Below are 19,774 nucleotides of genomic sequence, written 5' to 3'. Positions count from 1 at the left end.
GGGTGCCGGCGGTAGCGCGAGCTAGCCGGGAGTCGCCCGCTCGGCGACCACCACCGAGATGCCGTCGAGGACGCGTTGCAGACCGAACTCGAAGGCGTACTCCGGGCCGTACGCGCCGCCGTGCTGCTGACCGGCGGCGGTGCCGACCCGGGAGGCGGTCGGGTAGTTGGCGGCCGTCATGAACGTCTCCAGCCAGGGCGCGTGCGACTGCCACCACTGGCCGTCCGTCATGCCGGTCGCGCGCTCCAGGTCGACCACCTCGGAGGCGGCCCGCGCCGCGCTCTTCACGTGCCCGAGGACCAGCGTGAGCACCGCGTCCATCTCGACCTCGGTGAGCCCGATGTCGACGACCGCGCCAAGCTCGTGGTCGTACTTGGCCACCAGGTGAGGGCCGAGCACGGGCCGGGTCGTCTCGGCCCGCAGCATCCAGGGATGCCGCTGGTAGAGCGCCAGATTGTCACGGGCGATCCGCTCCAGCCGGGCCCGCCAGTCCCCCTCGACGGCGGGGCGTGGCATCTCGCCGTACGCGGTGTCGATCATGACGTCGACGAGTTCGGCCTTACCCGGAACGTAGGTGTAGACCGACATCGTGCCGACACCCAGCGCCTCGCCGACCCGGCGCATGGTCAGCGCGTCGAGACCTTCGGCGTCGGCGATGTCGATCGCGGCCCGGACGATCCGGTCGACGCTGAGCCCGGGCCCGGCGCTGCGGCTGGTCGGCTCCCGGGTGCGCCACAGGATGGCCAGGCTGCGCGCCGGGTCCGCGGTCGCTCTGCGCTCACTCGCCATGGTGCGGCCATCCTAACAACGGCGGCGTACGCCGTACGCCGGGCGCTGTCCGTGGCGGGCCGCCCGCCACCGGTCATGGCTTCGGTCGGTCGGCGGTCGTGCGCTACGCCGATGGCGCGATCATCACGCCGCCTTGACGCGCGACCGGCAGCGGCCCGGTCACACGGCCTCGCGGTCGTCGGACAGCGTCGGGCCCGCGGCGGCAGGAACCAGGTGCCGCACCTCCAGTTCGCCGTCGGTCAGCTCCCGGGCCCGTTCCTCGGCTTCACGGTCCTCGCCCGTCAACCGGCCGCCGTGCTGGCGCAGGTGCTCGCCCCAGGACGGCACCAGGTACACCTCGATGAACCGGTCCGTCGTCTCGGCCGGTCGGAACAGCCCCCAGCGCATCGCGCCGGTCCGCTGCCGCGCGGCGCGGACCAGGTCCATCGCCGCCAGGAACGGTTGCGTCTGCTGCGGCCGGACGGTGTACTGCACCGTCACCAGCACCGGCCCCACCCCCGGGTCCGGATCGTGCGCGAGGTGCAGTTGCGGCCAGTAGGCCGCCGGTTCGCGGTTGACCGACCGCAGGTTCGGCAACGGCCAGATCCGACTCGTGACGGTGCCGACCAGCATCAGCGCCGCCGCCGCGAGATAGGCGATGACCAGACCGCCGACGTCGGCCACCAGGCCCCAGAGGAGTGCGCCGACCGCCTGCCCGCCAGCGAAGAACACCTGATAGACCGCCAGCCCCCGGGCCCGCACCCAACTGGGCAGGAAGAGCTGCATCTCGGCGTTGACGTTGGCCAGCACCGTCACCCAGGCCGTTCCGGCGGGCAGCAGGGCGAGAAGCACCAGTGGCACCACCCGCACCGTGGCGACCACGGTCAGCGCCACGGTGAACAGCACCCCGGCGATCAGCAGGAGCTGGTTGGCCGACAGCCGGGTGCGGATCACGGCCAGCAGCACACCGCCGGCGATGGCACCCACACCGAGTGCGGCCAGCAGCAGCCCGTACCCACCGGAGCCCAGGCCCAGCCGCCGGCTGGCCACCAGCGGCAGCAGCGCCCACAACGCGCTGGCCGGGATCACGAAGACCAGCGCACGGCGCAACAGCCGGCGCACGATCGGCGAGTGGCGTACGTACCGGCTACCGGCACGCAACGCGGCGGTGAACCGCTCGGGCACCTCGACCGCGCGGGCGCTGCGGGGCCGCCAGCGCCACAACGCGTAGGCGAAGATGGTGAACGCGACGGCGTTGAGACCGAAGACCGGGGCGACCCCGACGCGGGCGATCAGCACACCGGCCACCGCGGGCCCGACCGCCCGCGCCATGTTCACGCTGATCGAGCCGAGCGCGGAAGCCGATCGGAGCTGATCCGGTGGCACCAGCTCCGGGATCACCGCCGCCCAGGCCGGCAGGGTGAGCGCCTGCCCGACCCCGAACGCGAAGGTGAGGGTGAGCAGCAGCGCCGGAGGCATCCGGTTGGCCAGGGTGAGCAGCGTCAACGCCACCGCCACCGCCACCAGGAACAGCTGCACGGCGATCAGCAGGTGTCGGCGGTCGAAGCTGTCGGCCAGCACTCCGCCGGGCAACGCCAGCAGCAGCACCGGCAGCAGGCTGGCGGTCTGGACCAGTGCGACCAGGGTGGAGGCGTTGGAGTGGTGGATCAGCAGCCATTGCGCGCCGACCGTCTGCATCCAGGTGCCGACGTTGGCGGCGAGCAGTGCCAGCCACAGGTTGCGATAGACCGCGGTCCGCAACGGTGCCCACGCGGAGGCCGGACGGTCGTGGGGTCCGGCCGCTGCCGTCACCACCGCCCGTCCGCGCGCAGTACGCGCTCACCGGAGACGTAGAGGTCGTCCGGTTGGAGCAGCAGCAGCCGGACGACCTCGGTGGCGACCTGTTCGGGCATGGCGTACACCTCGTCCAGGAACTCTGCCCCCACCCGTTCCTGCAGCCGGGTCGGCATCGGCCCGGGATGCAGCTGCATCACCTTGACCCGGTTGCTGTGCTGGGCCTCGGCCAGCGAGTCGACGAGGCTGCTGCCGAAACTCTTGGTGGCGCGGTAGACGGGGATGCCGGGTCGGGGAGCTGCCAACGCCGTCGCGCCGATGTACACGACGTTGCCGTGCCCCTGCCGGTGCAGGTGCCCCACCACCTCCCGCAGGAGGTACGTGATGCCCAGAACGTTGACCTCCACGGCTCGGCGGATGTGCTCCACCGACAGGTCCGTCAGCTCACCGCCCGCCCACATCGAAGCGCAGGCCGCCACCCCGTCGATCGTGCCGTAGCGCTCCACCACCTCGGTGAAGCCCTCGCGGATCTGCTCGTACGAGGAGATGTCACAGATCGCCCCGTCGCAACCCAGCTCATCGGCCGTCGCGGCGACCTCGGCCGGCACGTTGCCGAACACCACGACCTGGTGCTCGTCGACCAGCAGCCGGGCCACCGCGAGACCGAGCCCGCTGGTACCGCCGACAACCACGAAGGTTCTGGCACCCATGTCTCTCCAGCCGCCGCCCGGACAGGTCACGCGCGCCGCGTTCTTCCCGTTCTCGGCCCCACCACACCCGTTTCGCCCGGAGCGCCGAGACGGGTGACGGTAGGGCTGGGCATACCCGAGGAGTGGATCTGGACGGCTGGGGCAACCCGGTCGCCGCGATTAGCGTCTGCGGCATGACCTCGGAACACCCTCGTCACCTGGCCGAGGCGCTGCGCCGCCGCGGCTGGCTGATCTCCGTCTGGCCGTGGCGGGCACTGGCCTACCTCGTCAGCACCGTGCCGATCGCGGGCGTGCTCGCCATCGGGCTGCTCGTCGTCGGCGCACCCCTGCTGGCCGCCGCCAACGCGCTAGTGCTGCACGACCGGCCGCCGAGCGTCGCGCTGATGTTGTTCCTGGCGGTCGGCAGCCTCATCCTGCTGGCGTTGGCGCCGATCGTGAGCTTCGGCGTGGCCGCCATCGAGCGGTGGCGGCTGCGGCTCGTGGACAGCCGCCCGCTGCCCGCGTCGCCGTGGCCTGGCCTGGCCGCCCGCTACCGCAGCGCCGCGACCTGGCGCGAGGTTGCGTACCTGTTCTGGCTGGGCGGGTTCGTGCCGGTCGCGTACTGGGTGCTCCTGCTGCTGGTGCTGCTCGACCTCGGCATGGTCACCAGCCCCTGGCTCGTTGGCGACGCCGAACCGGTCGTCGTCTGGCGCCCGATCGAAACCACCGGCGAAGCGATCCCGTACGCGATCGTGGCTGTGCTGCTACTGCCGGTCCTCTGCTACGCGGCCGGTCTGCTCGCCGCCGCCCAGGCCGCCGTGGCCCGGTGGGCACTGGCCTGGCCGGTCGACGCGACAGCGCTGCGTGAGGTCGCCCGTTCGCGGACCCGGCTGGTCGGCGCGTACGAGGCCGAACGGCGTCGGATCGAACGGGACCTGCACGACGGCGCGCAACCCCGGCTGACCAGCCTCACCCTTCAGCTGGGCCTGGCCCGGCTGGACGTACCCGAGGACTCCCCCGCCGCCCGGCCCCTCGCCGTGGCACACGACCAGGCCCGGGGCCTGATGGTGATGTTGCGGCAACTGGTGCACGGCATTCGCCCGCAGAGCCTCACCGACCTCGGCCTGGCCGGTGCCGTCCGCGAACTGGCCAACGCCGCCACCATTCCGGTCACCGTGCACGCCGACCTCCCGGCCGAGTTGCCGGAGATCGTGGAGACCACCGCCTACTTCGTGGTGTCCGAGGCACTGGGCAACGTCGCCCGGCACGCCGAGGCGACCCGCGCCGAGGTGCGCCTCACCACCGACGGCGGGGACCTCGTCGTCGAGGTGTCCGACGACGGCCACGGTGGCGCCGACCCGACCCGGGGCACCGGCCTGACCGGTCTCGCCGACCGGGTCGCCGCCGCAGACGGCCGGCTGTTGCTCGCCAGCCCGGCCGGCGGGCCTACCCTGGTCCGGGTGGAGCTTCCGTGCCGTCGGTGACGCGGGTGGTCCTCGCGGAGGACGAGGTGCTGCTGCGCGAGGGTCTGGTCGCGCTGCTGACCCGCTTCGACTTCGCGGTGTGCGCCGCCGTCGGCTCCGCGCCCGAACTGCTGGACGCGGCTCGCGAACACCAACCGGACCTGGTGCTGACCGACATCCGGATGCCGCCGGGCCGCCGCGACGACGGGCTCCGCGCGGCCGTCGCGTTGCGGGCCGAGCGGCCCCACCTGCCGGTCGTGGTGCTCAGCCAGTACGTCCAGACCGGGTACGCGGCGGCGCTGCTGGACAGCGGCGACGGCCAGCGGGTGGGCTACCTGCTCAAGGACCGGGTGGCCGAGGTCACCGAGTTCGTCGACACGCTGCGCCGGGTCGCGTCCGGCGGCACCGCCATCGACCCGGACGTGGTCCGGCAACTGCTGCACCGGCCACGCGACCCGCTCGCAGCGCTCTCCACCCGCGAACGCGAGGTGCTGGCGCTGCTGGCGGAGGGCCGGTCCAACGCGTCGATCGCCACCCGCCTGCACGTCAGCGAGGCGGCGGTCGGCAAGCACGTCGGCAACATCCTGCTGAAGCTCGACCTGCCGCCCAGCGACGACACCAACCGTCGGGTGCTCGCGGTGCTCACCTACCTGCGCAACGACCCGACGGGCTGATCAGCGGCGGGCCGCGATCGGGGCGTAGATTCGACCAGCGGTACCGCCGCCACGTCAGGGCGCGGACCGGGAGACGGGGGCACGGCATGGCGGAGGCGCTGCGGGTCGGTCTGCTGGGGTACGGGCTGGCGGGCCGGGTGTTCCACGCACCGTTGATCGCCGCGACCCCGGAGCTGCGGCTCGACGCCATCGTGACCCGCGATCCGCAGCGGCGTGAGCAGGCCCGGCAGCACCACCCCGACGCCCGCCTGGTCGACGACGTCGACGAGCTGTGGCGTACGCCGGACGCCTTGGACCTGGTCGTGGTGGCGACGCCGAACCGGCAGCACGTGCCGATGGCCAGGGCGGCGCTGGCCGCCGGGCTGCCGGTCGTCGTCGACAAGCCCCTCTCCCCGACCGCTGCGGAGGGCCGCGCGCTGATCGACGAGGCGACCGAGCGTGGGGTGCCGCTGACGGTGTTCCAGAACCGACGCTGGGATGGCGACTTCCGCACCGCCCGCCGGCTGGTGGAGCAGGGCGAGTTGGGGCGGGTGCTGCGCTTCGAGTCCCGGTTCGAACGGTTCCGTCCGACGATCAAGCCAGGCTGGCGGGAACTGGCCGGCCCCGAGGAGGCCGGCGGCGCCCTGTTCGACCTCGGCGCGCACCTCATCGACCAGGCGGTGCAGCTCTTCGGCCGAGTCGACCGGGTCTACGCGGAGGTGGACCGTCGCCGCGCTGGCGCCCTGGTCGACGACGACGCGTTCGTGGCGTTGACGCACACCAGCGGGGTCCACTCGCACCTCTGGATGAGCGCGGTGACCGCCCAGCTCGGGCCGCGACTGCGGGTGCTGGGTGACCGGGCCGGCTACACGACCTACGGCCTCGACGTGCAGGAGGCGGCGCTGCACGACGGCGGCCGACCGGACCAGCCGGGTTGGGGCGAGGTCCCGCCGGAGCGGTACGGCATGCTCGGTGTCGACGGTGAGCTGCGGCCGGTGCCGACCGAGCCGGGCGCGTACCAGAGCTTCTACGCGCAGGTGGCGACGGCACTGCGCGAGGGCACGCCGATGCCGGTGGACCCCCGGGACTCGGTCGCCACGGTCGAGCTGATCGAGTTGGCGCACCGGTCGGCGGTCGAGGGTGTGGTCCTCCCGGTCCCGGCCGCCTGACCGCAGCGATCGACGCCGGATACGTCGTAACCGGTACCCGTCCGGACGGCAGTCCCGCCACGGGCTACGTCTGCTGCGCCAAGGCGCTCACATCAAGGTGGAAGACGGGCACTAATCGGCGTCCCGCTCGGAAGGGGACTCATCCGGCACCCGGGCCTCGTCGTCGGTCAGCGCGTCGTCCGGCGAGGTGGTGAGGTGGTCGAGCCGACGCTCGGCCTCCCGGGCCTCCTCGTCGACCTTCGGGCTCTCGTCATCGGGACCCTGCGACATGGTGACCTCCATCGGACGCGAAGCGGCGCCCTCGGTGTACCCCGCCTGCCGGCGAAAACACTGGCAGACGCAACCAACCCATTGATCAATTGATGAGAAGTGGGCCACAAAGCGTGGAACCTACTTTTCATCAATTGATCAATGGGTTTCTGACCGGAAGCGGTGACCTACGAGCCGGGCCCGTCTTGTGGTGCCAATTGGGGGCTGCGGCCTTCGGTGGGTGAGAACCGAGCGCCGGGCCGGCCGGGGGGGCGCACCGGGCTGGAGCCCAGGAGCGTTGCCGGCCCGGCCCGGTGCCGGATCAGCGCTGCTTCAGCTCGCGCCAGGATGGGTGCGTGCCGCGCCAGGCGTCGGCGAGGATGGCCGCCGAGGCCCGGCTAGGGCACTGCTGCACCCGCTCACGACCCGACGCCCCACCGATCTGGGCGCGGACCTCCCAACCCTGCCCGTCAGTACGGATATACACGTCCCGGCGCCCGCGCGGGGTCGTGTCTCCGTTCCACCAATGCTCCTCGACCTTCATTCGCCGACCGTATAGCAAATTCTGCGCCGGGGGTACGTCGCAGGTGGGCCTGAAGTAGGGCGATAGCCGCAATTCCGGCGCACAGCGGCCGAACCGTTAACGGGGAGGACCCGCAACGGCGGATCCTCCCCGTCCTGAGCGACGAATCAGGGCGCGATTACATGCCGTTCAGCACACCGGCCAGAGCATTGGCCAACTTGTCCTGGCCCGCTGGACTGGGGTGCGGCGAGCCGCCCTCCTGGGTGATCTGAATGTCACTCGGAGACGTTGGCCGGGGTGATGTCGTAGTACAGCGACCCTCAGCTCACCCTCGGGGCAGCCCTACCGCCCACCCTATGGGCAGTTCCGACACTTCCGCTCGACGGTGGTCGATGGCCGGCCGGGCTACCCCTGGGTGGTCAGCAGGTAGTCGTCAGCTTCGGGGCTCCAGCGGAGGTCGACGACGCCACCCGTGGCGGCGGCCTTGCAGAACTGGAGGAAGCTGCGGTAGCCGAGCTTCTTCTCGCTGAAGTCGGGTCGGGCCCGGCGCAGCTGGTTCTTCAGACCGGACAGCGCCACCGGGTTGCCGCTGCTGCCGAGGTCCGCCACCACACCACGGAGCAGACCGAACGCCACCTCCCGGTCGCCGTGCTCGGGCAACGAGACCTCGGGATCACCCTTCGCTGGGCCTTCGGCCAGCTCGATCACGTTGTGTTCGGCGAGGTGCCGCAGCAGCTCACCGAAGGTGCGGAAACCGTAGTCGGACTCGCTGAACGTCGGGTCCTTGCGCAGCAGGGTGCGCTTGAGCCGGGAGGCGGTGACGTCGCCGTTGGCGCTGCCCTGCAGCCCCGCCACCGTCTGGGCAACCAGCACGGCGAGCGCGTCCACGTCCCGTTCGGGCTCCTCGCCGGCGGGCCGCCGGTCCACCTCGGGCTCCCGCTCGATCTCCTGCTCCGGCTCGGGCGGGCGCTGGTCTGGGCCCGCCTGGCGGGTCGGACGGCCGCGCCGGCTGCGGGTCGGCGGGATGTCCACACCTTCCAGCCGGTCGTAGTAGAGGAACTCGTCGCAGGCCGGCGGAAGCAGCGCCGACGTGGACCCCTCGACCCCGACCCCGATGACCCGCTTGTTCAGCTCGCGCAGCTTGTGCACCAGCGGCGTGAAGTCGCTGTCGCCGCTGCAGATCACGAACGTGGAGATGTAGTCGCGCTCGAACGCCAACTCGATCGCGTCGACGGCCATCTTGATGTCCGCGGCGTTCTTGCGGGACGCCCCCATCCGCTGCGGGATCTCGATCAGCTCGACGTGGGACCGGGTGAGCATCCGGCGGTCCTCGTCGAAGTAGGACCAGTCGGCGTACGCCCGTCGGACGACCACCCGACCTCGTTCGGCCAGCGCGTCGGCGATGGGCCGGAAGTCGAAGGCCGCGCCGCCACGGTGGTCGCGCGCGCCCAGTGCGAGGTTCTCGTAGTCGAGGAACAGGGCGATCCGGTCTTCTTGATCCACGCGGATCAGCCTACGCCGGGGGTGAGCTGGCTGGTGGCAGCCGACGCACGACATCCCAACTCGACGATCGTCCATTTCTTGCGGGCTGATTGTCGCTTCTTTTCGCTGTTCGATTGCGGTCTTGCAGCGCGGCGTTCGGTGCTGGCATCATGACGATCAATGTCGGGCGTCGGGGGCGCCGGGCGGACCTCCCACCACCACCCACTGAGGAGGGTCACCGATGTTTCGTGCCATCATGCCGGCGCGAGGACGCCCCGGCCGGCCGACGGCCACCGCGGCAGCGCTCGCGGCCGGCCTCACCGTGCTGGTCCTCGGCCCCACCGTGGCCGTCGCCGGCCCACCCGCGTCCTCCGGCGCGGCACCGGTGGTCACCCGGGCCGCACTCGACCCGGCGTTGGTCGCCGGACGCGGCGCGGACGTCGACTTCGTCGAGCAGGAAGCGGAGAACGCGCGCACCACCGGCGAGATCATCGGGCCCGACCGATCCGCCTACACGCTGCCCTCCGAGGCCTCCGGCCGCCGGGCCGTCCGGCTCACCCCCGGCGAGCACGTCGAGTTCGTCCTGCCCAGCGCGGCGAACGGGATCACCGTGCGGTACAGCATCCCCGACGCGCCACAGGGCGGCGGGATCACCGCGCCGCTGCGGGTCGCGGTCAACGGCAAGCACCTGCGCACCATGACGCTGACGTCGCAGTACTCGTGGCTCTACAACCAGTACCCGTTCTCCAACGACCCCCGGGCCGGGCTGCTGCACCCGGACTGGTGGATCACCGAGTGCCAGTGCGTGCCGTCGGCCACCACCCCGTACCCGAGCATCAGCACACCGTTCAGGCCCACCCACTTCTACGACGAGCAGCGGCTCCTGCTCGGGCGCACCTACCGGGCCGGTGACAGGATCCGCCTCACCGCGCCGCCCGGCAGCGCCGCCGCCTGGACCGTCATCGACCTGCTCGACTCCGAGCAGGTCGCGCCGCCACGGGTCCGACTGCTCGCGGCGAACGTGCTCGCCTTCGGTGCCGACCCCACCGGTCGGCGGGACTCCGCCGACGCCCTGGACCGGGCCATCGCCTTCGCTCGACGCACCCACCTGAAGGTGTACGTCCCGCCGGGCACCTACCAGGTCAACCGGCACGTCATCGTCGACGACGTGACCATCGAGGGCGCCGGCAACTGGTACACCATCATCAAGGGCCGCGAAGTCGCCCTGCCGAAGCCCGCACCGGACGGCTCGGTGCACACCGGCGTCGGGTTCTACGGCCGGGACGCCGCCGACGGCGGCAGCCGCAACGTCCACCTCTCGGGCTTCGCCATCGAGGGAGACGTCCGGGAGCGCATCGACACCGACCAGGTCAACGCCATCGGCGGCGCGATGAGCAACTCGACCATCGACGGGCTCCACGTGCGGCACACCAAGGCGGGCCTGTGGTTCGACGGGCCGATGAGCAACGTCCGGGTCACCAACAACATCATCGTCGACCAGATCGCCGACGCGCTCAACTTCCACACCGGCGTGACCGACTCCCTGGTGTCGCACAACTTCGTCCGCAACACCGGCGACGACGGCCTGGCGATGTGGTCGGAGAAGACGGCCAACGCGCGGAACACGTTCGACCACAACACCGTGCAGTCACCGACCCTGGCCAACGGCATCGCCATCTACGGCGGCACGGACACCACCGTCTCGCACAACCTCATCGCCGACCCCGTCCGCGAGGGCAGCGGCCTGCACGCCGGGGCCCGCTTCGGCGCGGAACCGTTCACCGGGCACCTGCGGTTCACCAACAACACCACAGCCCGCGCGGGCACCTACGAGTTGAACTGGAACATCGGGCTGGGCGCGATCTGGATCTTCGCGCTGGACCGGAGCATCGACGCCGCCGTCGAGGTGACCGGCGACGCGTACCTCGACAACACCTACAACGCGATCATGCTGGTCAGCGACTGGCCGGTGAAGGACCTCTACTCGATCTCCAACGTGCGGTTCCGGGACATCCGGGTCGACGGCACCGGCACCTCGGTGGTCAGCGCCCGCTCGGCAGGGTCCGCCTCGTTCGCCAACGTGGACGCCCGCAACGTGGGCGCGGTCGGGGTCAACAACTGCGGTTCGTTCCACTTCACCCCGGCCGGTTCGGAGTTCACCCTGACCGACCTCGGCGGTAACGACGGCGGGTGGCTCGCCCCGTGGCTGCTGCCCAACACCATCACCTGCGACGACCGGCCACCCGTGTCGCCGCCCCCGCCTCCGGCGCGGTGGTGAACGCGGTGGGCGGCCCGAGGAGTCGGGCCGCCCACCGCATTCGCACAGCAGGTTCAGAGCGTTTTCGCGTACGCCAACGGCACAGTCGTCGGCTGCCCGTTCCAGCTGCCGCTCAGGGTGGCGCCGGCGCCCCCGACGGCCCCGGCGTCGGGTCGGCGGACGACGACCAGTTCGACCGAGTCGGTGCCGATGATGGTGACGTCCCCGTCGACCACCCGTCGGACAGCGCCGGCCGGGGGCACGTCAGCGGCACCGGTGCCGCTGACGACAACCGTCATCGTCGGCTTGCGTACCTCGCGCCGGCCGTCCACCTCGAAGTACTCCTCCGCCTGGCCACCGCCGGCGAGGATCGCGTGGGCGAGCGCGGCGGCGTACACCGGGTCGGCGCAGCCGTCGTACACCCAGCGTCGGCCGAGCACCGAGTGCTCGACGGTGCCGATCAGCCAGCCGTCGGCACCGTCTAGTGGCGCGGCACGGTAGGTCAGCGGGACCTGATGGACCGGCCCGTCCGCGGTGCCCACCAGCATCGTCTCGATGCCGACCTCGCCGGCCGGGTCGTCGAAGCGGTACGCGCCCCGGCTCACCACGTCGACGCCGGCCGGACCAGCGAACCAGGGTCGGCCGGGCAGCCAGGCCGCCAGGAGTTCAAGCTTCGTGGGGCGCAGGGTCGCCCGGTGCAGCAGTGCCATGACGGCAGCCTAGTCAGAGGCCGGTGCAGGGGTTACCGCCCACCGTGCAGGCCTCCGGTCCCCTGGCCTTCGGCCGGTTGTCGCGTACGTCGAAGCGGAACGTCTGCGACCCTCCGGCCGGCACGGCCGCCCCGGTGAAGGTGATCGCCTGCCCGTCCTGACGCCATTTCGCACCGTCGACGTCGTCCACCGTGCTGCCTTCGGCGAGCTTGATCACCACGACCCAGTCCCCCACCGGTACTTCGGCCGGGTTGCCGACCACCACTTCGCCCGTGTAGCCGAACAGTCGGCTGGAGTCGGTGCCGTAGCGGGCGGTCAGCGGCGGCGGGGGCGGTGGCGCCGACGTGGGGGTACGCGACGGCTGCACCGGCACGCTCCGACTCGGGCGGGCCGTCGCCGACGCGGTCGTGCGCGAGGGGCGCACCGAGGGCGTCGCCCGCGACGTGGCGGTGGGCGCGGCGGATGCCCCGGACGGCGACGGCGACAGCGACGGCGTCGAGGACGGCGCGGCGCTCCCGTTCGAGTCGGCCGGCAACCCCACCCACGCCGCCGCTCCTCCGACGACCACCACCCCGCCCAGTAGCGCGGCCAGTTGGTGGCGGCGCCGACGAGCGCGGGCGGGCCCGCGCTCGCCGACCAGCGGCAGCTCGGCGGTCATCCCGCTGTCGCCGCGCCGCAGGTCGACCTGCTGGAAGGCGAGCCAGTCCAGAATGGCCGGCAGTCGCACCGTCAGCGACTGCCGGAGCTGCTGCTCACGTGGTTCGTGCTGCTCCGCGGACCACGCGCCGTGGGTCGTGACCTCCCGTACCTCCAGCCGGCAGCCCTGCTTGGTGGGCGTGACCGCGCAGGTGAGCTCGCTGAGCCGGCCAGCCTCGTCACAGGCCAGCACGAGGAGTTCCGGCACCTGCCGCTCGGTCACCTCGATCTCGACGTCGGCCTCGAAGCCGGGCAGCCCGGCCGTGTGCAGCAGCAGTCGGTCCGGTACGCCCTGGACCGTCTCGGCCTCGGCGAACCACCGGCCGAGCAACGCCCGATCGGTTAATGCGAGCCAGACCCGGGTGGGTGGGTGGGACAGGTCGACCTGCGCGCCGATCTCGATCACGGCGCGACTCTACGGGTTCCGCTGCCGGCCATGACGCCGCCGGTCAGCCCCAGCGGGTCGACCGCTCGACCGCCGCTGCCAGCGCCGCCCGGGCGCCGGCACTCACCTCGGCGACCACCTCGGCCGCCGACAGGTCCCGGGCGAGGGGGTGTGCCTGCCCGGCCCACAGGTTCGCGACCGAGGTGTCCCCGTCGCGCCGGGCGGCCGCGAGCAGCGGACGCGTCAGGTGCAGCACCTGGGGGTAGCCGGCCGGCGCCGCCGCGTCGTGCTGGCGCAGGAAGTCGTTGGCCACGCCCCGGGCCCGCTTGCCGGTGTACGACCGGGTCAACGCAGTCGGCGCGGCACTCGCCACCACCGCCCGGTGCATCGGCGAGCTGCCCGCCTCCGGGCAGCGCAGGAAGGCCGTGCCGAGCTGCGCGGCGGCCGCACCAGCGGCCAGCACGGCGGCCACCGCGGGGCCGTCGACGAGGCCGCCGGCGGCCACCAGCGGGCGGTCGCAGTGGGCGGCGGCCAGTCGGAGCAACGGCAACAGCGCGTAGTCGTCGTCGTCCGGGAGGCCGCCGCGGTGCCCACCGGCCTCGGTGCCCTGCACCACCACCGCGTCCACGCCCAGGTCGACGGCGACGCTCACGGCCTCCGGGCGGGTGACCGTGGCCCACACCTCGGTGCCCCGCTCGCGCAGGGCGGCCACCGCTGCCCGTTCGGGCAGCCCGAACACGAAGGACACGACCGGGACCGGGTCCGCGAGCAGCGCGGCCAACTTCTCCGGGTACGCGTCGTCGCCGCCCACCGGCTCGCCCAGGCTCACCCCACGCGCGGCGGCCTGCGGGGCGAGCCGTTCGGCGTACGCCTGGATGGCGGCCTCGTCGACCGAGCCGGGGTCGGGCAGGAAGACGTTGACGCCGAACGGCCGGTCGGTACGCGCGCGGACCTCGGCGACGTCGGCGGTCAACCGCTCGGTGTCGATCATCCCGGCGGCCAGGAAGCCCAGACCACCGGCCGCGGAGACGGCTGCCGCGAGCGCTGGCGTGGACGGGCCGCCCGCCATCGGGGCGGCGATGATCGGGTGACGCAGCGTGGACAGCACGGACATCCACTCATCCTGCCGCACCGCTGGTGTTCGCTCACCGGCGCGCCGTGTGCCTCCACCACAGCACACCGCCCAGGCCGACCAGTGCCAGCAGGGTTCCGACGCCGGCCACCAGTGGCCAGGTCCGGTCGCCCGCGCCGCCAGCCTCCTCGGCGGCGGGGCGGGCTGACGTGGAGGCGACCGGGCCGTCGGACCCCGTCGGGCCCGCAGCGGCGGCCATCGCGTCGGGAACCGGGTAGCGCAGGACCGTCGGACGGGTGCCCGGCGGCTGGTCGGCGGATTCGGAGACGGTGAGCAACGAGCGGCCGTCGCGGCTGTAGGTGATCGACTCACCCTGGGGCTCATCCGGCAACGGGGTGATCCGCGGGGTGCCGGAGGTCAGCGCGGTGACCACATCGCCGGCGGGCACGTCGTACTCGAAGGCGTCGGCGTAGCTGCGCAACACCACCCGACGCCCGTCCGGGGCGCTCGCCGCGCCGGTGACCACACCACGTCCGAGGAACGAGAACGGGTTGCTGGTGCTGGTCCTCGGAAGGGTCACCTGGCCGACCGAGGCCATCGGCGTCGTCGCGCCGGGCCGCAGCGCGGTGGTCGGCGCGTACAGGGTGACGGTGCCGCTGCCGCCCTTGGTGATGACCAACGGCCGGTCGTCCGCGTCGAGCAGCAATGCTTCCGCGTCGTGCGGACCGTCCGGGTACGTCATCCGGTGCAGCACCGGCTTGGCCGCCCCCGGTGCGAGCCGCCAGATGGCGATCGTGGGTCGGGAGTGGTCGTTGTCGCCGGTGTCGCCGACCCAGACGGTGCCATCCCGGGCGATGGCCAGGTCCTCGGTGTCACGGGGCCGGGACGGGTAGGCGACCGACCGGACCACCGCGCAGCGCTCGTCGAGGAAGAAGATCCGGCGGCGAGCCTCGTCGTCGGCACCGTCGTTGATCACCACGTACCCGTCGTCGGTGGCGACCATGCCGGAGATCTCGCGGAGCCGGTCGTCGCGCACCTGGCACACCGGCGTCCCCGCCGCCGCCGTCCCCGCCGCCGCGCTCGCTGTCGGCAGCACCGCCGGTGTCAGCGCCCCGGCGAGCACGGCAGCCAGCGCTGCCCCCGCACGGGAACACCGCGCCCAGGTCAACCGCCCGCGTACCCGCATCGCCCACCCTCCTCGTCGCGGCCGTGACCCGGCCACCCGCCCATCCTGGCCGATCCCGGTCGCCGGCGATGGTCATCGCGGGTACCCGCCCGCGCCCCTTGTCGATGTACTGTCACCCAGCTTGATCTTCAGTCTGAAGGGTGACAATGCCCGTGACCGACATGTCCGTGGCCCGCCGGTTCGGGCGGCCGCTGCGCCGCCTCGGCCGTCCGGCCGGTGGTGCCGCCGTCGCCTGGGTGCCGCTCGCCGCGGTCATCTGTGGCCTCTTCACCGGCGCGTTGGCCAGCCGGGCCGCCTGGGAGACCTCCCGACCGCAACCCGACCGGGCCGAGGCCGCCGCGATCCTGGCCGAGGTGTTTCCCGGGCACGACCTCGGCGACATCGACGTCCCGCCCGCACTCTTCGTCGTCTACGGTCACGCGCTGCGCCTGAAAACCGTCAAGACCCTGGTGTTCGGTGACGGTGGTGAATATCAGGAGAGCGCCACCGGTGCCGCCGCCTTCGGCGCGCCACCGGTGCCCGCCGAGCAGATCGTCGCGGTGGCCCGGGAACGCCTGACCGGTGCCGGCTGGCGGGTGTACGACCCGCAGGTGACCGAGGGCATCACCTGCGACGACAAGGTGTGCGCCACACCACGGGCGATCACCCACAGCGAGCTGGTCGCCCGACGGGGCGACACCGTCCTGAACGCCTCGATCTCCAACCAGGCCGCCGCCGACGCCACCTACCTGTCGGTCGAGCTGCACCGCGCGCCACCGCCGGCGGTGGTCCCCGCCGGGGTGCTCGGCACGCTGCTGGGCGCGGTCGCGGGTTGGGTGGTCTTCGGCTGGACCAGCCGACGCGTCGAGGAACGCCGGCGGCGCGGCACGGTGAACGTCCTGTTCGGTGTGGCCGTGGTGCTGTGGTGGCTGCCGGTGCTGCTGGCCGCACCGCAGCTACTGTGGCACCAGCTGGGCGAGCCGCACCCGGCCTGGCACCCGTTCTGGGAGTGGCTGGGCCAGCCAGCGGTCTCGCTGCTCTTCCTGGTCGGCGCGGGGTGTGCGCTGCTGGCGCTGGGGCTGGCCGCCGGGGCCCGCCGGGACACCACGGTCGAGGCGCCGGTCGACTGACCACCGTTGGGCGGCCGTCGGCGGGTCACGGGCCGCCCAGGGCCGGTCCCGCCGGGGTACGGCGTGGACCGGCCGGGCGTCCGTTACTGGTTGGACCAGCGCTGGGCGGCGCTGCCGTTGCACGTCCAGAGCTGCACGGTCGTGCCGTTGGCCGTGCCGGCGGAGGTCACGCTCACGCACTTGCCGGCGGAGGTGAGCACGATCGTCCCGTCCGAGCGGAAGGTGAAGCGCTGCGCGGCGGTGCCGTTGCACGTCCAGATCTGCACCCTGGTGCCGTCGGCGCTGGCCGCGCCGTTCACGTCCAGACAACGGTCGCCGTAGACCCGCAGTTCCCCGCCGGCGGTACGGGTCCAGCGCTGGTTGGTGCCGCCGTGGCAGTCCCAGATGATGGCGGGGGCGCCGGCGGTGGTGCTGGCGCCGGAGACGTCCAGGCAACGCCCGGAGTTCGGGTTACGCAGGCCGACCGGCGTTCCCACCGGCGGCCCGCTCGGTGGGACCAGGCTGCCGGGCACCGACCGCAACGCGTCGTACCAGCGGGCGGCCATCTTGTCGTACCCGCCGGCGTTGGGGTGCACCCCGTCGGCGAGGTCTGTGGTCCCGAGCGCGGCGTGGATGTCGACCAGGTGCACCCGGCTGCCCTTCTGCGCCACGATGCCGGGAATCGCCGCGTTGTACGCCCGCACCCGGGCCTCCAGGTTCGGGTCGGATTCCGGGGTGATGGTGGCGACGAAGAGCTCGGCCTCCGGCGCGGTCGATCTGATCCTGTCGATCAGGGCGGAGAGCCGGGCCGGCGCGTTGGGCAGGTCGTAGTTCTGGTTCATGTCGTTGGTGCCGATGTGCAGCAGCACCGTACGCGGGGTGGTGGCCCGCAACCAGCCGACGACGTTGGCGTCGAGTTGGTCGATGCGCCAGCCCGAGTGCCCCTCGTGATCGTGGTCGCCGAGGCTGGCCGGCCCGTTGAACCCCGAGCCGACGAAGTCGACGGTGTAGCCGCCACCGGCCAGCCGCTGCCACAGGTTGATCCGGTACCCGCCGGGCACGTTGAACCCGTCGGTGATCGAGTCACCGAGAGGCATCACCCGTACCCCGCCGTTCGACTCGGCCTGGGCGGGCGCGACCTGAGCCAGCGCCAGCACGGCGCCGAGGACCAGGCCGAAGCCTCCGGCGGCGGCCCGTCGTGCGTTCCATCGCATGGTTGATTCCTCTCCTCGGAGGTCGTCCGGGGATCTCGGTGGCTCGCCGTCCGCCGAAAACGACGACCACACCCGGGCGCATCCATTGATGCTTGACGATTGCCTTGGTGGCCCGGACCCTGGACGGCACGGGCGGGAGCCGAACGCCGCGCTGGCTGCGCCGAACGGTCCCGGGACCCACCCGCCCTGCGCCCACCGCCACCCCGGCGGCAGGGTTCACCCGTCGCCGGCGCCGATTGCCCACTCCTGCCTACTCGACAACCCCGGATGCCGGCTCTCTCCAGGCGTGTCGACGGCGGCGCCGGGTAGGCAGCGGCCCGGCGGCATGTCGACACCCGCCGGGCAGGAGGCTCCGATGAACACGTACCGGGACGAGCAGGGCGATACGTTTCCTCCTCCGGAGGCCGATGCCCTGGAGCAACGGCAGAACGCCGTCGACTACGGGCCACCGGACCGGGTGTCGGGTGACGTCGACCCCGAAGCGTCCGAGGCGGACCTGGCCGAACAGGGCGCACTGCCGGGGGGCACGCTCGACGACGCGACGCCACTCCCGGCTGACGCCAACCCGGCGGACGCCCTCGAACAGCGCCAGGAGATCCCCACCCGCGACGAGGGTCGCCGCACCTGACAGCTCAGCCGGCAATGCCCGCCCAGCCGGCTCAGCCGGCAATGCGGTTCCGGTCCGGTCCGGTCCGGTCCGGTCCGGCGCATGATCGACTCCATATCGCCGATGTTGCGGTGTCCGGCAGCTCGGATAGCGCAACGTCGCCGATATGGAGTCGATCACGACCGCTGACTTGCCGGACCGCACGCCGCACGCCACACGCCGGACGCGCACCCGACCTGCCAGCTCAGCCGGCGATACCGTTCAACCGGCTCAGCCGGCGATACCGCTCAGCCGGCTCAGCCGGCGATACCGTTCAACCGGCTCAGCCGGCGACGACCTGCCACAGCAGGAACGCGTTGAGCGCGACCACCAGCACGGCCACCAGGGACGCGGCAGCGGTGGTGAGCGGATGGTTGACCAGGTTGCCCATCAGGTCGCGACGGCGGGTGAAGGCGACCACCGGGATCAGCGCGAACGGGATGCCGAAGCTGAGGATGACCTGGGACAGCACCAGGGCGCGCGTCGGGTCGAGGCCGATGGCGAGCACGGCCAACGCGGGCAGCAGGGTGACCAGCCGGCGCAGCAGCAGCGGAACTCGCCGCCGCAGGAAGCCCTGCATGATCACCTCGCCGGCGTAGGTGCCGACGCTCGTGGAGGCGAGCCCGGAGACCAGCAGGGCGACGGCGAACCCGAACGCCGCGGCGGTGCCGATGGTCTGGCCGAGCCCGGCGTGCACCCCCTCCAGGCTGTCCGCGCCGCCCGGTCCGCCGCCCCGGAAGCTCGCGGCGGCGATCAGCAGCATGGCGAGGTTGACCGCGCCGGCCGCGCTCAGGGCGAGCAGGACGTCGGTGCGCTGGCCGCGGAACAAGATCCGACGCTCGGAGTCGTCGGCGGCGGGGATGCGGTCGCGGGTGAGGGCGGAGTGCACGTAGATGACGTGCGGCATGACGGTGGCGCCCAGAATGCCGGCGGCCAGCAGCACGCTGTCCGTGCCCTGGAGCCGAGGAACCAGACCGGCCATCGCGGAGCCGGGATCGGAGCCGGAGGCGAGCAGGTTGGCGGCGAAGGCCAGGACGATCACGCCGAGCAGTACGGCGATGGTGATCTCGAAGGCCCGGTACCCACGCGAGCGCAGCGCGAGCACGGCGAACGCGGCCGTACCGATGATGATCCCGCCGGGCAGCAGGGGGATGCCGAAGAGCAGGTACAGGGCGACCGCGCCACCGATCACCTCGGCCAGGTCGGTGGCCATGGCGACCAGCTCGGCCTGCACCCACATCAGCCGGTTCACCGGCCGGGGCAGGCGCTCCCGGCACAGCTCGGGCAGGCTGCGCCCGGTGGCCAGCCCCAGCTTCGCGGTGAGCGTCTGCACCAGCATCGCCATCAGGTTGGCGACCACCACGACCCAGACCAGCAGGTAGCCGTAGCGGGCGCCGGCTGCGGAGTTGGTGGCGAAGTTGCCGGGGTCGACGTAGGCGACGGCGGCGACGAACGCCGGGCCGAGCAGGATCAGCCGCCCGCGGACCCGGCCTCGGGCGCGGGCCACCTGTAGTGGAGTCGCTCTCGACGTCGTCAGTTCGTTGGTGACCATCGAAGACCTCCCCGGCCCGCACGGATCGCGTGCCCGTCCTTTCCCGCCGGGCTGACCCGTCGGTGCCAACCTCTGGCCCTCCGGTGCCACCACGGCCGCCGCGCCGGGTCGACCACGCCGCGTCGCGCTTGACAGCAGCCGGGCGACCGATGAAGCTGTCTATTAGTCCTACTGTCGT

At 72.4% G+C, this 19,774-nt stretch carries 18 protein-coding genes; 6 read left to right on the top strand and 12 right to left on the bottom strand.

All coding sequences use genetic code 11. The annotated features are described in order from the left end of the window. Positions 1-21: 21 nt before the first annotated feature. The 3 genes from JOD64_RS23820 to JOD64_RS23810 form a co-directional block, all read right to left on the bottom strand. Positions 22-789, bottom strand: a complete 768-nt coding sequence (locus JOD64_RS23820; RefSeq protein WP_204944243.1) for a TetR/AcrR family transcriptional regulator — start codon at positions 787-789, stop codon at positions 22-24. A 159-nt stretch (positions 790-948) separates the two neighbouring features. Next, positions 949-2,583: an MFS transporter gene (locus JOD64_RS23815; protein ID WP_204944242.1), complete on the bottom strand. Its 1,635-nt coding sequence runs from the start codon at positions 2,581-2,583 to the stop codon at positions 949-951. Then, positions 2,577-3,272 (bottom strand): SDR family NAD(P)-dependent oxidoreductase, encoded by a 696-nt coding sequence (locus tag JOD64_RS23810; protein ID WP_204944240.1) that lies wholly within the window; start codon positions 3,270-3,272, stop codon positions 2,577-2,579. The genes JOD64_RS23815 and JOD64_RS23810 overlap by 7 nt, the downstream gene beginning before the upstream one ends. A gap of 173 nt (positions 3,273-3,445) precedes the next feature. Here JOD64_RS23810 and JOD64_RS23805 point away from each other — a divergent pair, with 173 nt between their 5' ends. The 3 genes from JOD64_RS23805 (at position 3,446) to JOD64_RS23795 (ending at position 6,536) form a co-directional block, all read left to right on the top strand. Further along, positions 3,446-4,735, top strand: coding sequence for a sensor histidine kinase (locus JOD64_RS23805; protein ID WP_204944239.1), 1,290 nt, complete (start codon positions 3,446-3,448; stop codon positions 4,733-4,735). Continuing rightward, entirely contained in the window at positions 4,723-5,388 is a 666-nt protein-coding gene (locus JOD64_RS23800) for a response regulator transcription factor (protein ID WP_204944237.1), read from the top strand. Before JOD64_RS23805 ends, JOD64_RS23800 begins: the two co-directional genes overlap by 13 nt. Positions 5,389-5,474: 86 nt before the next feature. After that, positions 5,475-6,536, top strand: a complete 1,062-nt coding sequence (locus JOD64_RS23795; RefSeq protein WP_204944236.1) for a Gfo/Idh/MocA family oxidoreductase — start codon at positions 5,475-5,477, stop codon at positions 6,534-6,536. Positions 6,537-6,647: 111 nt separating this feature from the next. Here JOD64_RS23795 and JOD64_RS23790 read toward each other — a convergent pair whose 3' ends face one another. The 3 genes from JOD64_RS23790 to JOD64_RS23780 all read right to left on the bottom strand — a co-directional run bounded on the left by JOD64_RS23790 (position 6,648) and on the right by JOD64_RS23780 (position 8,811). After that, positions 6,648-6,806: a hypothetical protein gene (locus tag JOD64_RS23790; RefSeq protein ID WP_204944235.1), complete on the bottom strand. Its 159-nt coding sequence runs from the start codon at positions 6,804-6,806 to the stop codon at positions 6,648-6,650. A gap of 301 nt (positions 6,807-7,107) precedes the next feature. After that, positions 7,108-7,329 (bottom strand): hypothetical protein, encoded by a 222-nt coding sequence (locus JOD64_RS23785; protein WP_030335934.1) that lies wholly within the window; start codon positions 7,327-7,329, stop codon positions 7,108-7,110. 384 nt (positions 7,330-7,713) lie between these two features. Next, positions 7,714-8,811, bottom strand: a complete 1,098-nt coding sequence (locus JOD64_RS23780; protein ID WP_204944234.1) for a PIN domain-containing protein — start codon at positions 8,809-8,811, stop codon at positions 7,714-7,716. A gap of 220 nt (positions 8,812-9,031) precedes the next feature. Here JOD64_RS23780 and JOD64_RS23775 point away from each other — a divergent pair, with 220 nt between their 5' ends. Continuing rightward, entirely contained in the window at positions 9,032-11,068 is a 2,037-nt protein-coding gene (locus tag JOD64_RS23775; RefSeq protein WP_204944233.1) for a glycosyl hydrolase family 28-related protein, read from the top strand. A gap of 53 nt (positions 11,069-11,121) precedes the next feature. Here the strand turns inward: JOD64_RS23775 and JOD64_RS23770 are convergent, their stop codons facing one another. Genes JOD64_RS23770 through JOD64_RS23755 form a run of 4 tightly spaced genes read right to left on the bottom strand, consistent with a single transcriptional unit; the run spans position 11,122 to position 15,096 of the window. Beyond that, the gene (locus tag JOD64_RS23770; protein ID WP_204944232.1) at positions 11,122-11,757 is read right to left on the bottom strand and encodes a CG0192-related protein; all 636 of its coding nucleotides are present in this window, start codon (positions 11,755-11,757) and stop codon (positions 11,122-11,124) included. A 13-nt stretch (positions 11,758-11,770) separates the two neighbouring features. Beyond that, the gene (locus JOD64_RS23765) at positions 11,771-12,859 is read right to left on the bottom strand and encodes a cellulose binding domain-containing protein (protein WP_204944231.1); all 1,089 of its coding nucleotides are present in this window, start codon (positions 12,857-12,859) and stop codon (positions 11,771-11,773) included. A gap of 43 nt (positions 12,860-12,902) precedes the next feature. Further along, positions 12,903-13,952, bottom strand: coding sequence for a nitronate monooxygenase (locus JOD64_RS23760; protein WP_204944230.1), 1,050 nt, complete (start codon positions 13,950-13,952; stop codon positions 12,903-12,905). A gap of 31 nt (positions 13,953-13,983) precedes the next feature. Next, positions 13,984-15,096, bottom strand: coding sequence for an SMP-30/gluconolactonase/LRE family protein (locus tag JOD64_RS23755; RefSeq protein ID WP_239559627.1), 1,113 nt, complete (start codon positions 15,094-15,096; stop codon positions 13,984-13,986). 152 nt (positions 15,097-15,248) lie between these two features. On the opposite strand from JOD64_RS23755, the gene JOD64_RS23750 reads away from it, so the two are divergent. Continuing rightward, the gene (locus tag JOD64_RS23750; RefSeq protein ID WP_204944229.1) at positions 15,249-16,205 is read left to right on the top strand and encodes a hypothetical protein; all 957 of its coding nucleotides are present in this window, start codon (positions 15,249-15,251) and stop codon (positions 16,203-16,205) included. An 83-nt stretch (positions 16,206-16,288) separates the two neighbouring features. Here JOD64_RS23750 and JOD64_RS23745 read toward each other — a convergent pair whose 3' ends face one another. After that, positions 16,289-17,398, bottom strand: coding sequence for a ricin-type beta-trefoil lectin domain protein (locus tag JOD64_RS23745; protein ID WP_204944228.1), 1,110 nt, complete (start codon positions 17,396-17,398; stop codon positions 16,289-16,291). A gap of 355 nt (positions 17,399-17,753) precedes the next feature. Between JOD64_RS23745 and JOD64_RS23740 the strand changes: the two genes are divergently transcribed. After that, positions 17,754-18,026 (top strand): Rv3202a family protein, encoded by a 273-nt coding sequence (locus JOD64_RS23740; protein WP_204944227.1) that lies wholly within the window; start codon positions 17,754-17,756, stop codon positions 18,024-18,026. Between the two features lie 301 nt (positions 18,027-18,327). Here the strand turns inward: JOD64_RS23740 and JOD64_RS23735 are convergent, their stop codons facing one another. Beyond that, positions 18,328-19,596 carry an Nramp family divalent metal transporter gene (locus tag JOD64_RS23735; RefSeq protein WP_204944226.1) on the bottom strand — a complete coding sequence of 423 codons (1,269 nt, stop codon included), beginning with the start codon at positions 19,594-19,596 and terminating at the stop codon, positions 18,328-18,330. Between the last annotated feature and the right edge of the window lie 178 nt (positions 19,597-19,774).

This window comes from Micromonospora luteifusca (assembly GCF_016907275.1).
Taxonomy (GTDB): Bacteria; Actinomycetota; Actinomycetes; order Mycobacteriales; family Micromonosporaceae; genus Micromonospora; species Micromonospora luteifusca.
The sequence above is the reverse complement of the archived record's forward strand: the minus strand, read 5'-3'. Positions and strand labels throughout refer to the sequence as shown.

Coding starts and splice junctions, on each gene's coding strand:
- JOD64_RS23820 (WP_204944243.1), bottom strand. CDS start 789: ATGGCGAGTGAGCGCAGAGCGACCGCGGACCCGGCGCGCAGCCTGGCC.
- JOD64_RS23810 (WP_204944240.1), bottom strand. CDS start 3,272: ATGGGTGCCAGAACCTTCGTGGTTGTCGGCGGTACCAGCGGGCTCGGT.
- JOD64_RS23805 (WP_204944239.1), top strand. CDS start 3,446: ATGACCTCGGAACACCCTCGTCACCTGGCCGAGGCGCTGCGCCGCCGC.
- JOD64_RS23795 (WP_204944236.1), top strand. CDS start 5,475: ATGGCGGAGGCGCTGCGGGTCGGTCTGCTGGGGTACGGGCTGGCGGGC.
- JOD64_RS23790 (WP_204944235.1), bottom strand. CDS start 6,806: ATGTCGCAGGGTCCCGATGACGAGAGCCCGAAGGTCGACGAGGAGGCC.
- JOD64_RS23785 (WP_030335934.1), bottom strand. CDS start 7,329: ATGAAGGTCGAGGAGCATTGGTGGAACGGAGACACGACCCCGCGCGGG.
- JOD64_RS23775 (WP_204944233.1), top strand. CDS start 9,032: ATGTTTCGTGCCATCATGCCGGCGCGAGGACGCCCCGGCCGGCCGACG.
- JOD64_RS23770 (WP_204944232.1), bottom strand. CDS start 11,757: ATGGCACTGCTGCACCGGGCGACCCTGCGCCCCACGAAGCTTGAACTC.
- JOD64_RS23760 (WP_204944230.1), bottom strand. CDS start 13,952: ATGTCCGTGCTGTCCACGCTGCGTCACCCGATCATCGCCGCCCCGATG.
- JOD64_RS23755 (WP_239559627.1), bottom strand. CDS start 15,096: ATGCGGGTACGCGGGCGGTTGACCTGGGCGCGGTGTTCCCGTGCGGGG.
- JOD64_RS23745 (WP_204944228.1), bottom strand. CDS start 17,398: ATGCGATGGAACGCACGACGGGCCGCCGCCGGAGGCTTCGGCCTGGTC.
- JOD64_RS23740 (WP_204944227.1), top strand. CDS start 17,754: ATGAACACGTACCGGGACGAGCAGGGCGATACGTTTCCTCCTCCGGAG.
- JOD64_RS23735 (WP_204944226.1), bottom strand. CDS start 19,596: ATGGTCACCAACGAACTGACGACGTCGAGAGCGACTCCACTACAGGTG.